Source organism: Kitasatospora sp. NPDC056800 (assembly GCF_042789775.1).
GTDB lineage: Bacteria > Actinomycetota > Actinomycetes > Streptomycetales > Streptomycetaceae > Kitasatospora.
In genome coordinates, this window is the sequence record NZ_JBHUAL010000273.1 from 1 (window position 1) to 10,760 (window position 10,760).

The following is a 10,760-nucleotide window of genomic DNA, read 5'->3' on the forward strand; positions in this document are numbered from 1 at the left end:
GGTCTTCACGGTGGGGAACTCCGCGAAGACCACCGCCCCGCGCGTTCGCGCCCGCACGGCCGCGGTCGGCGGCTACCGGCGGGCGAGGGTCGCCGTGACCGCGTCGCGGGCGGCGTCGCGGACGTCGGCCTCGGTGGAGAGCCAGGCGAGGTGGCCGTCGGGGCGGACGAGGGCGGCGGTGACGCCGGACCAGGCCGGGCGGTGGCCCGCTGGGCGGTCGCCGGCCGGCGGGGCGGTGCGGACGTCGAGGCCGGGCGTCACGTCGTGGGCCAGCGGCGCGAGCGGCGACGGGGCGCCGGGGGCGGTGGCGAGGTCGAACAGGACGTAGCGGCCGCGGCGCAGCAGGGGCAGCAGCGTGCCGCCGCCGTGGACGGGGAGGTCGGGGGCGCGGGTGCCGGTGAGCGGGTGGGCGCCGGACGGGTCGGCGGGCGGGTAGGTGACGGCGAGCCCGGCGGAGCGCAGGGCCAGGGTGTCGGAGAACTCCGGGACACCGGCGATGAGTTCGCCCAGCAGGTCGCGCATGGCGAGGTTCTCCGGGGTGTAGGTGGTCATCAGGCCGGTCTGCGCGCGGGTGCTGCGCAGCAGCTCGGCGCCGACCGGGTGGCGTTCGGCGTGGTAGCTGTCGAGCAGGCCGTCGGGGGCGGTGCCGGCGAGGGTCTGGGCGAGCTTCCAGCCGAGGTTGCCGGCGTCCTGGAGGCCGACGTTGAGGCCGGGGCCACCGGCGGGGAAGTGGGTGTGGGCGGCGTCGCCGGCGAGCAGGACCCGGCCGTGGCGGTAGTGCTCGGCCTGGCGGGTGGCGTTGCCGAAGGTCGAGATCCAGCGCGGGTCGCGCATGCCGTAGTCGGTGCCGGTGATCCGTCGGACCCGGGTGCGGAGCTCCTCGACGGTGGGGGTCTCGAGCCGTTCCCGGACGCTCCGCGCGTCGTTGCCGACCACGCGGTGGAGGCCGTCGGGCAGCGGGAAGACCATGACGGTGCCGTGCTCGTTGGAGACGGAGTGCGCGGCCGGCGGCGCGTCGAGGACGACGTCGGCCATCCAGGCCCACCGGGTGGCGGAGGTGCCGGGGAAGCCGATGCCGGCGGCGGTGCGCACGGTGCTGCGGCTGCCGTCGCAGCCGACCAGGTAGGCCGCGCGCAACTGCCGGGGCCCGGCCGGGGTGTCGACGTCGACGGTCACCGCGTCCTCGTGCCGTGTCAGCCCGGTCACCCGGTGCTCGCGCAGCAGGCGGACGCCGACGGCCTCGGCGTGGGCGGCGATGAGTTCCTCGGTGCGCGCCTGCGGCAGGGCGAGGGTGAACGGGTAGGGCGTGTCCAGCCGGGAGAAGTCCATCCGGCTGGTGAGCGAGGCGAAGTGTCCGCTGGGCACCCGCAGTCCTTCGGCGAGGAACGGCGCCACCAGCCCCCGGGCGGCGAACAGTTCGAGGCTGCGCGGGTGGACGGTGAGGGCGCGGGAGTGCGGGTCGGGCTCGGCCCGGGTCTCCAGCACGGTCACGTCCACGCCGTGGAGCCGCAGCTCGCAGGCGAGCCAGAGGCCGACCGGTCCGCCGCCGGCGATGACGACCGGGTGCGTGGCGTCCGGTGCGGTGTCGGGGGCGGAGGCGTGCGTGCGGGTGTGCGTGGCTTCGGACATGGCGAAGCCCCCTTTCTTGGTCACTGACCAACGATGGCTCCTCCAGTACACTTGGTCGGTGACCAAGAATCAACCCCGGACCACCGCGCGGCCCCGGCTCGACCCGACCGCCGTGGTGAACGCCGCGCTCGAACTGCTCGACGAGAAGGGCGCCGACGCCGTGTCCCTGCGCGGCACGGCCGAACGCCTCGGCGTACGGATGAACACCGTGCTCTGGCACGCCAAGACCAAGGCCCGGCTGCTGGAGCTGATGGCCGAGGCGATCGTCGCCGAGGTCCGGTTCTCCGACCTGCCCGAGGCCCCGGCCGAGCGCGTGCGCGAACTGGCCCGCCGCTACCGCCGCAGCCTGCTCGCCCACCGCGACGGCGCGGCCGTCGTCGCGGGCACCTACGCCGCCGAACCCGCGACCCTCGGCTTCGCCGACCACGTCGTGGCGGCCCTGCTCAGCACCGGACTCGACGAACGCCGGGCCGCCTGGACGTTCTGGAGCATCCAGTACCTGACGCTCGGCCTGACCCAGGAGGAACAGGCCCTCCGCGCCTCCGACGAGGAGCACACCCTCGGCCCCGCACTCGCCGACGGAGGCTACCCCGCGCTCGACCGGGTGGCCCGGCACATGGAGGACACCGCGTTCGACGAGCGCTTCGAGTTCGGCCTCGACCAGCTGCTGCGCCCCCTCCGGGAGGCCGAGGAGGGGTGACGCGGGCTCCGGGCGGCGGGGCCCGGACACGACGACCGGCAGGCCGTCCGGCTTTCGTCATGCGGCACGGACTCGACCCGGCGCTCCGGTGGACGCCGGTGGTGAACGCCCGCCCGCTGCGCCGGGTGCGCGCCCTGGTGCGACGGCGGCGGGCGTCGCACACTGGCGGGGCGACAGTAACCCCGGGTAACGCACGCGCCACCGTCAGCAGGGGGATGCCGATGGAGTACGTACCGATCCTGCGTGGCAAGGCGGGCGAGTTCATCGCCCTTCGCAACATCAGCGCCGACGTCCAGGCGCGCATCCGCCCGCTCCTCGAAGTCCACCCCGACCAGCGCCTGGCCGACGTCGTGCAGACCTTCGCCGACCACGCCGGGGACCACCTGCCCGGCAACCTCACCGTGACCGTCGACTGCGGGCAGCTCTGGCAGTACGGCGCCGTGGGGACCGGCTTCCGCGGCCACGCGATGCGCTGGCTCAGCGACGCCTTCCGCGAGTGGCTCCACACGCTCGTCCCCGCCTTCCGCACCACCGACCCGGACGGCTCCCTCGACGAGACCCGCCAGGCCCAGCTCGCCCACGGCGCCGGAGGGTGCCTGCGCGTCGACCTCAACCACCTGCCCCACGGCCCCCGGGAACTGACCGAGGACGTCCGCCGCACCCTCGACGCCGTCGTGCTCAAGCCGCCGGACACCGACCTGCTGCTCGACGCCGGCTACCTCCCCGACGCCGACACGGTCACCGGCCTCGTGCCACGGGCAACCGAGGTCCTGGCCTGGGCCCGCGCACTGCCCTGGCGGCGCATCGCGCTCGCCGGCGGCGCGTTCCCGCCGTCCCTGCGCCGCGTCACGCCCCACGTCCTCACCGCGCTGCGCCGCCACGACCTCGACCTCTGGGAGCGCGTCGCCGGGCGGGCCGGAGGCCGACCGCCCGACTTCGGCGACCACGGCGTCACCCACCCCGAGCCGCCCGCTCCCGCCCGCGTGCGAGCCGCACCCGTCAACCTGCGCTACACCAGCGGGCGGCACTGGCACGTCGTGCGGGCCGTCGGCATGGCGGGGATCGACACGCTCCGGCTGTGCCGCGAACTCACCCGGGCCGAGGTCTGGTTCGGCGGTCGGACGAACGACGAACTGTCCTGGGGGGACGGTGAGATCCGCCTCCGGGCCGACGGCCTCGCGGCCGGTCCCGGCGGCCCCAGCCAGCGGCGCGCCTGGGAGACCTCCCACCACCTGGCCGCCGTCACCCGGTCCATCGCGGAGCGGGGACGGCCCTGACGGTGCCGCCCGCACGCGGGGCCGTGACGCCTACGGGTGACGCCTACTGGCCGACGTCAGGACGGCAAGGCAATTTGGACCGAGCAATGCACCCGCTCGGTGATCATTTGTCGGACAGGCTCCAGCCCTGCCGCTCCAGCCATTCCAAAATCACCTGGTTGGTTTCTTCCGGCATTTCCTCCTGGATCCAGTGACCGCAGTCCAGGCCGACCACTTCCACGTTGGGCACGAACTCTGCCAGTCTTTCGAACCTCGGGATCGCGAAGTCCTGGTCGCCGTAGATCATGAGGGCGGGCTGCTTGATGATCGGGTCCGCGTCCGCCAGCTGGTGCCAGTCGCGGTCGAGGTTCCTGTACCAGTTGATGCCGCCGGTGAATCCCGACGTCTCGAACGCGGCGACGTAGACGGCCAGGTCGCTGTCGCTCATGACGGGCTCACCGAGTGCTGTTTCCGCCTTGGCGAGGTTGATGAACGCCATGCCCGGTTCTGGGGATGCGGGGGGCACGTTCTTCCGGTAGAGGTTGCGGAGGAACCGGGAGGTGTTGGCATCGAATGCGGCGTCCGCGACGCCCGGCTGCCGGTTGAAGTGGACGAAATAGAAGTCGCCGCCGAGGAAGGTCTCCATGACCTCGATCCACGGCGTTTCTCCGCGCTCCTGGTAAGGCAGGCTCAGGTTGATCAGCTTGTTCACCCGGTCGGGGTGCAACAGGGTCAGCCCCCAGACGACGAACGCACCCCAGTCATGGCCGATGAAGGTGGCGTCCTCGTAGCCGTAGTGGTCCAGGAGCGCGACGAGGTCACCCGTCAGGTGTTCGATGTCGTAGTCCGTCACCTCGGTCGGGCGGGATGAGTTGCCATAGCCCCGCTGGTTCGGTGCGATGACGTGGTAGCCGGTCGCTGCGAGGACGGGCATCAGGTGACGCCAGGAGAAGGCGTGCTCCGGCCAGCCGTGGCAGAGCACGATGGGCTTGCCCTTGTTCTCTCGGCCTGCCTCGAAGACTTCGAGCTCCACACCGTTGACCTGGACGAGGGTGGGCTCGGGAAATTCTGCTGGATTGAACACTGCATTTCCTCTCTGGGGCGTTCGCCGGCGGTCGACCTCCTCGATGAGGCCATGTCGCCATCGTGCTCCCCAAACCGGTCACCCCATGACCGGTTTCCATGAGACTTTTGTCAGCATGCGATCCGATCGGCTGGTGGCCGTACTCCTCCTGCTCCAACGGCGCGAGCAGGTGACAGCCGCAGAGGTCTCCCGAGAGCTGGACGTCTCCGAGCGCACCGCCCGCCGCGACCTCGACGCCCTGGCCATGGCCGGGGTGCCCGTGTACTCCGTACAGGGCCGAGGTGGCGGCTGGCGCCTCGTGGGCGGCGCTCGTACCGACCTGTCCGGGTTGACCGCCAGTGAGGCCCGCGCCCTGTTCCTGGCCGTCGGTCCGGCCTCGGATGCGACGCCGGCGATGAAGGCAGCCCTGCGCAAGCTCGTCCATGCCCTGCCGAAGCCCTTCCAGGTGCAGGCCGAGGCAGCGGCGGCGTCGCTGGTCGTGGACCCGCAGCGATGGGGGGCGAGCCGGATCGAGCACCGGCCGCCGCGCTTCCTCGACGAACTCCAGGACGCGGTGATCAGCGGCGTCCAGGTGTCGCTCGGCTACGTCGACAGCAAAGGCGTCGAAACCCGGAGAACCGTCCACCCGCTGGGCATCGTCGCCAAAGGTCCTGTGTGGTACCTCGTCTCCAACACCGGGACCGGCCGACGGGTCTTCCGGATCGACCGCGTGTCGTCCGCTGACCCGACCGGCGACCCTGTGCACCGACCCGGGGACTTCGACCTTGCCGAGAGCTGGAATGAGATCGCCGAAGAGGTCGATCGCAAACGAACGCCGCTGGAGGTCCAGGCGGTATGCACACCCGACGGGATAGGCATACTCCGGATGGCGCTCGGCGACCGGCTCGACGTGGGAGGTTCCACGACCGATGGCCGCATCGAGGTCGTGATCCGCGGCCCCAATGAGTACATCCTCGCCGGCGAGCTCTCCGGGCTGGTCGAATGGGTCGAGGTGACCGGCCCTCCGGGTGTGCGAGACCACCTGGCCTCGATCGGCAACGCCCTCGTCGAACGATACGGCCGGCCGCGCACCCGCGGAGACCTTCACCCGTCTTGAAGCGGACGAGGCAGGGCTTCGCGAACAGTTCCGTTCAACAGGGTGGGTTCGTCCGTTCCGACAGTCGCCTGGTCACGAGTCGGCGGGCCTGCCGGGCCCTCAGGTTCCGGGTCGCCGGAACGGCTTGAGCCGCACCCCCTCCAGGCTGTCGGCGATCAGCTGGTCCAACCGCCGCTCCCGGGTCTCGTCCCGCTTGGCACTGATCACATGGTGGATCGCCGACTTGCGGTAGGACGGCGCCTGCCCGCTGAACCACTCCCACGCCCGCGGTTCCGCTTGGAAACGAGCCAGCTGCGCCGCCTCGAACTCCCAGACCGGCTTCTCCTCGCGGTCCCGGTCACGGGCTTCGAACACCGCGATGCCGGCCGGCCGCATGAGCCCCTGCGCGGTCAGCTCCTCGATCTTGCGGAGGTTGACCTGGCTCCAGTTGCCGCGCGGCCTGCGCGGGGTGAACCGGATCGTCCAGGAGAAGTCGTCGATCGGGCTCTGCCGGCCGTCGATCCAGCCGTAGCACAGGGCCTGGTCGACCGCCTCCGACCAGCTCAGGGTGGGCTTGCCCGTTCCCTTCTTCCACATGCCCACCCGGCATTCGGAGGCAGTCGCATGGTGCTCCTCCAGCCAGTCCCGGAACTCCTCAGGACTTGAGAAGAAGGTTGGTTCCATGCGCGGTGCTCCCGTCGGTCGTCTCGTCGGTTCCATTGAACCCGTCGGGTGCGACAATCCGAGACCTGGGCGAAGCTACTGGAACACGTTCAGGTCGACGATGCGGTGGGCCGGGGGGAGTGGACGGTTGCCGTGGACTCCACGGTGTACGGGTGCGGCCCGCGTGTTCAGGCCATTCCCGGGTGCGGGCGCCCGAACCCGTCGCCCTGGCGGGCAGGATGGCCGGCAGCCCGCGCCCCGCCCGGCCGGGCCTCGACGACCGATCGGAAGGCAGGAACCAGCGATGCCGAAGAGCCCACGGCGATTCTCGGCGGTGGCCACCGTCTGCGCCGCACTCATCAGTGCGGTGGGCCTCCTCGCACCGACCGCGCAGGCGCAGGTGCGGACAGGGGCACCGGCGTCGGTGCTCGCCGCACCGGACGCGGAGACGGGCCTGCCGAGGGACACCGGAACTCCCCCGGGCACCGAGGGCCAGTCCACCACGGTCACCCGTCCCGACGGCACCCAGGCGCGGTTCGCGGTCTTCTCGACCGACTACGCCACCGGCCAGACCATCTGGTACCGGACGCAGTCCGCCCCCGGCGGCCCGTTCGGCGCCTGGAGCCAGGTCAACGGCATGAGCCTCAACTTCCAGAACCTGGTGCTCACCGCCGCCGCGGACGCCGACGGCGCCCTGGAGGTGTTCACCATCGGATACCAGTCGTCGGTCCTGGTACGGATCCACCAGGCCGGCCCGGACGGTCCGTGGTCGGCGCCCGAGCCCTTCGGCCCCGCCGGGGCGGGCGTGCCGAGGTTCTTCGGGCCACCGGTGGCCTTCCAGCGGGCGGACGGCACGCTGGCCTTCTTCGAGGTCTACCAGGGCTCGGGCAGCCCGCGGTTGTACGTCAACGAGCAGAGCGCCCCCGGGGTCTGGGGCTCCTGGAACGATCTGGGATCCGGCCCGCTCCCGGCGGGGGTGGCCACTCCCTCCTCCGTCACGCAGTCGGCGGACGGGCGGCTGACGGTGCTCGCGCACATGTGGAACGCCACGTCGTGGACGGCCCGGATCTCCGAGCAGGCTCCGGGCGGCCCCTGGGACCCCTGGCAGGACTGCCGGAACGGCGGCTGCGCCGCGGGCTGACCCCGGCACCCGCCACCCGTATCCGAGCGGCGCCCCGCACGTGAACCCCTCCTGGCCTCCCGGGAGTTGCGTGCGGGGCCCGCCGCGTCCCCGCTCCGAGGCCGGTCCCGAAACCGGTCGACCGGCGGACTGATACGACGTCATGGAGCTCCCGTAGTACGGTCGAGGACACAGACGTCGACACGAGGGGGCTCGGATGCTGTCCGAAGCGTTGACCGCACTGGCCGCGGCAGGGGGAACGGCGGTGATGACCGCCGCCGGTACAGAGGCCTGGGAGGGCTTCCGGCGCAAGGTGGCGGACTGGTTCGGCCGCGGTGACGGTGGGCGCGAGACCGTCGAACTGGAGCGGCTCGACCGCACCGCTGCCGAGCTCGCCGGCGCCGAGGCCGGGCAGCTGGAGCGGCTCCGGATCCGTCAGGAGGCCTCCTGGCAGGCCAGGTTCGAGGCCTTCCTGGAGGCTCTGCCGGAGGAGGAGCGGGAGCGGGCCGGCGAGGCGCTGCGGGCTCTGCTGGAGGAGGCCGCAGCCCGGGGTTCCCAGGTCTCGGCCGGGGCCGGCGGGCTGGCCGTCGGCGGGAACGTGCAGGTCAGTGCCGATCGCGGCTCGGTCGCCGCCGGGGTGATCCACGGGGGTGTGTCCATCGGCCGCCCTTCGGTGCCGGATCCGACCGAGGGCTGAACGGACCGGCGGAGCAGAGCCCAGCAGCGCCGTCCGGCGCCGAGGTGCGGGCGGAGAACCACAGCGTCGCGGTCGGCCACGCGGACCAGGTGTCGTACTTCACCGGTCGTCGGGCGCCCGCGGGTTACCCGCTCCAGGTCGGCGTCGTGCCGAACGCCGCGCACCGCTTCCAGCACCGGCCCCTGCCCGACGCACCGGCGGGATACCGGGTCCTGCTCGGGACCGCCGGGGTCGGCAAGACCCAGCTGGCCGCGTACGAAGCCCGCACCGCCTGGCAGCAGGGGCGGCTCGACCTGCTGGTCTGGGCCGCCGCCGGTAGCCGGGCGGCGATCCTGGCCGCCTACGCCCGGACCATGGCCGAACTGAACGGCACCGAACCGGGCGACGCCGAGCTTGGTGCGCGGGAGTTCCTCGCCTGGTTGCGGCCGGGCGGAGCCGGGCAGACGGTGCGCTGGATGATCGTGCTGGACGGCCTGGCCGACCCCGAAGACCTGCGCGGGCTCTGGCCACCGGACGACCCGCACGGGCGGACCGTGATCACCAGCTGGCGCCGGGACGTGGCGCGCGAGGGGTCGGACCGGCACGTGGTCACCGTGCCCGTGTTCAGCCCCGCCGAGGCCCACGACTACCTCACGGCGGTGCTGAACACCGCAGACCGGGCCGAGTCGCCCGGGCAACTCTCGGTGCTGGCCGAGGAGTTGGGTCGCCTTCCGCTCGCCCTCGCGCAGGCCGCCCGGTACCTGACCGGCACCGGGCTGAGCTGCGCGGAGTACCTGGACCGGCTGCGGGACGGGGAACACCGGCTGGCCGACCTGGTGCCGGCCCCGGGCAGGCTGCCGGACGGACAGGGCGAACCACTCCCGCACATCTGGGACCAGGCCCTGCGACAGGTTGATCCGGCTGCCAGGCGGCTGCTGGAACTGCTCGCTCCGCTGGACCCGGCGGGAGTACCCCGGCCCGTGGTGGACAGGCTCACCGGGCAGGCCCTGCGACAGCCCGGGGAAGAGGCCAAGGAGACCGGAAGCGACCGGCTGCTCGACCTGTTGCACCGGTGCTGCCTGGTCGAGCACGACCCTTCGAACGAGCAGCGGAGGGTCCGCGTCCACCCCCTGGTGCAGCGGGCAGCCCACGAGAGCGTGCCGGCGCACCGGTCGGACGAGTCGATCGACCTCGCCGTCGAGGCACTCCTGGCCGGGACGGTGGTGAACCCCGAGCGCGGTTGGGAGCCCAGGTACGACGCGTTCTACGGACAGGCGCTCAGAGCGGAGGAGGTCGAGTCCTTGCTCTCCGGGGCGAGGAGGGCGAACCCGCCGAGTCCGCCCGAGGTCTCGGCGGCGACACTGCACGGGAACCTCGGGGCACTGCTGCGCGGGCCGTACCGGCGCAGACTGGGCTACCGGGAGAACAAGCTGGCCGTCCGGATGGGCGAGACCCTCGTGGCGGAGGGCAGGCCTGAGCAGGCGGTGGCCTACCTCCGATCGTTCTTGGCCGGGGTCGCCGAGGAGGCGGGCGCGGATCATCCTGGGACCGGGGAGGTCAGGGCCGCCCTCGCCGAGGCCTGCGCGGCAGCCGGCGACCTCGCCGGCGCCATCGCGGAATACCGTGGCGTGATCGACGTCCAGGTGCGCGAGTCGGCCGCCGTGCCGCCCGGGTTGTACGGCCTCCTGTGGCCCGCGAGCGCCGAACGTGTCACCAAGCTGCGTCGGCGTCTGGCCCATTGGCTGGCGCAGAACGGCGACCTGGTCGAAGTCGCCGCTGTCTTCCGGGACTTGGTCGACGACGAACAACACGGCCAGGACCACAGGCCGGTCGACGTGTTCGACGAATACGCCTTGCGGGCCGAGGCCGCCGACTGGCTGGGTCGAAGCGGCGATCCCGCGGGGGCCGCACTCGCCTACCGGCAGATCGTCGAGGCATCGTCGGGCAGGTTCGGGCGGCGGTTCGCGGCGTTCTTCGACCTGCGCTACGGATACGGACACTGGCTGGGGGAGTCGGGCGACCCGCGCAAGGCCGTCAAGGTGCTGGCCGGCCTGCTGAGGGACCAGCTCCACGTACTGCACGGCAGACCGGAGGAAGACCCGTACGGGCGGTACCTCCGGACTCCCGATCACCGTCCGGTCACCTTCAAGACCCGGGCGGCGTTGGCCTTCTGGCTCGGTCGTTCCGGCGATGTGCGCGCGGCGGTGGCAGCCCTGGAAGAGCTTCTGGACGAGCAACTGCGCCACCTCGGTCCGGACCATCCGGACATCGCCGCCACTCGGCAGAACCTCACCCACTGGCGGCAGCAGCAGAAGAGGAGGTGGCGACGTTACTGAGGTTCCCAGGGCGGAGTCGGTGGGGCGAATGACAGACCGGTACCGGTCAGGCCTCCCTCGACGAGGGTCGGCTGGAGCCGGATGTGTCGCAGGCCTCGGCGGAGGGACCCGTGGGGGGCGCCCCCCCCCGGCGGGGGGCGCCCCCACCGGCGGGTCAGACCTGGTACTGGCCGACCGTGATGAAGTACCGGAGATCCTCCGGGGTGCCGTCGATCGCCTTC

10 protein-coding genes are annotated in these 10,760 nt (G+C 72.3%); 6 read left to right on the forward strand and 4 right to left on the reverse strand.

Features of this window, described 5'->3' with window-relative positions:
- Nucleotides 1–72: 72 nt before the first annotated feature.
- Complete coding sequence (locus tag ACFRQN_RS37380) at nucleotides 73–1,629, reverse strand: FAD-dependent monooxygenase (RefSeq protein ID WP_380745005.1); 1,557 nt, start codon at nucleotides 1,627–1,629, stop codon at nucleotides 73–75.
- Between the two features lie 58 nt (nucleotides 1,630–1,687).
- Here ACFRQN_RS37380 and ACFRQN_RS37385 point away from each other — a divergent pair, with 58 nt between their 5' ends.
- Together ACFRQN_RS37385 and ACFRQN_RS37390 are read left to right on the forward strand one after the other, a co-directional pair.
- Complete coding sequence (locus tag ACFRQN_RS37385; RefSeq protein ID WP_380745007.1) at nucleotides 1,688–2,329, forward strand: TetR/AcrR family transcriptional regulator C-terminal domain-containing protein; 642 nt, start codon at nucleotides 1,688–1,690, stop codon at nucleotides 2,327–2,329.
- A 221-nt stretch (nucleotides 2,330–2,550) separates the two neighbouring features.
- On the forward strand, nucleotides 2,551–3,606 hold the full coding sequence (locus tag ACFRQN_RS37390) for a hypothetical protein (protein ID WP_380745009.1): 1,056 nt from the start codon (nucleotides 2,551–2,553) through the stop codon (nucleotides 3,604–3,606).
- A gap of 103 nt (nucleotides 3,607–3,709) precedes the next feature.
- Here ACFRQN_RS37390 and ACFRQN_RS37395 read toward each other — a convergent pair whose 3' ends face one another.
- Nucleotides 3,710–4,669: an alpha/beta fold hydrolase gene (locus ACFRQN_RS37395; protein WP_380745011.1), complete on the reverse strand. Its 960-nt coding sequence runs from the start codon at nucleotides 4,667–4,669 to the stop codon at nucleotides 3,710–3,712.
- Nucleotides 4,670–4,784: 115 nt separating this feature from the next.
- Between ACFRQN_RS37395 and ACFRQN_RS37400 the strand changes: the two genes are divergently transcribed.
- The gene (locus tag ACFRQN_RS37400; RefSeq protein ID WP_049651711.1) at nucleotides 4,785–5,765 is read left to right on the forward strand and encodes a YafY family protein; all 981 of its coding nucleotides are present in this window, start codon (nucleotides 4,785–4,787) and stop codon (nucleotides 5,763–5,765) included.
- A gap of 99 nt (nucleotides 5,766–5,864) precedes the next feature.
- On the opposite strand, the gene ACFRQN_RS37405 is transcribed toward ACFRQN_RS37400, so the two are convergent.
- Nucleotides 5,865–6,428: a YdeI family protein gene (locus ACFRQN_RS37405; protein WP_380745014.1), complete on the reverse strand. Its 564-nt coding sequence runs from the start codon at nucleotides 6,426–6,428 to the stop codon at nucleotides 5,865–5,867.
- A gap of 283 nt (nucleotides 6,429–6,711) precedes the next feature.
- Here ACFRQN_RS37405 and ACFRQN_RS37410 point away from each other — a divergent pair, with 283 nt between their 5' ends.
- The 3 genes from ACFRQN_RS37410 to ACFRQN_RS37420 all read left to right on the forward strand — a co-directional run bounded on the left by ACFRQN_RS37410 (nucleotide 6,712) and on the right by ACFRQN_RS37420 (nucleotide 10,539).
- The gene (locus ACFRQN_RS37410; protein ID WP_380745016.1) at nucleotides 6,712–7,548 is read left to right on the forward strand and encodes a hypothetical protein; all 837 of its coding nucleotides are present in this window, start codon (nucleotides 6,712–6,714) and stop codon (nucleotides 7,546–7,548) included.
- A 196-nt stretch (nucleotides 7,549–7,744) separates the two neighbouring features.
- Nucleotides 7,745–8,224, forward strand: a complete 480-nt coding sequence (locus tag ACFRQN_RS37415) for a hypothetical protein (RefSeq protein ID WP_074002806.1) — start codon at nucleotides 7,745–7,747, stop codon at nucleotides 8,222–8,224.
- Between the two features lie 44 nt (nucleotides 8,225–8,268).
- Nucleotides 8,269–10,539: a tetratricopeptide repeat protein gene (locus ACFRQN_RS37420; RefSeq protein ID WP_380745018.1), complete on the forward strand. Its 2,271-nt coding sequence runs from the start codon at nucleotides 8,269–8,271 to the stop codon at nucleotides 10,537–10,539.
- 154 nt (nucleotides 10,540–10,693) lie between these two features.
- On the opposite strand, the gene ACFRQN_RS37425 is transcribed toward ACFRQN_RS37420, so the two are convergent.
- The coding region (locus ACFRQN_RS37425) for an ALF repeat-containing protein (RefSeq protein ID WP_380745021.1) at nucleotides 10,694–10,760 on the reverse strand (67 nt) is incomplete at its 5' end.

What these genes read in the sequence shown, in the direction of transcription:
- ACFRQN_RS37390 (WP_380745009.1), top strand. Translation starts at nt 2,551, where the DNA reads ATGGAGTACGTACCGATCCTGCGTGGCAAGGCGGGCGAGTTCATCGCC.
- ACFRQN_RS37415 (WP_074002806.1), top strand. Translation starts at nt 7,745, where the DNA reads ATGCTGTCCGAAGCGTTGACCGCACTGGCCGCGGCAGGGGGAACGGCG.
- ACFRQN_RS37380 (WP_380745005.1), bottom strand. Translation starts at nt 1,629, where the DNA reads ATGTCCGAAGCCACGCACACCCGCACGCACGCCTCCGCCCCCGACACC.
- ACFRQN_RS37405 (WP_380745014.1), bottom strand. Translation starts at nt 6,428, where the DNA reads ATGGAACCAACCTTCTTCTCAAGTCCTGAGGAGTTCCGGGACTGGCTG.
- ACFRQN_RS37410 (WP_380745016.1), top strand. Translation starts at nt 6,712, where the DNA reads ATGCCGAAGAGCCCACGGCGATTCTCGGCGGTGGCCACCGTCTGCGCC.
- ACFRQN_RS37400 (WP_049651711.1), top strand. Translation starts at nt 4,785, where the DNA reads ATGCGATCCGATCGGCTGGTGGCCGTACTCCTCCTGCTCCAACGGCGC.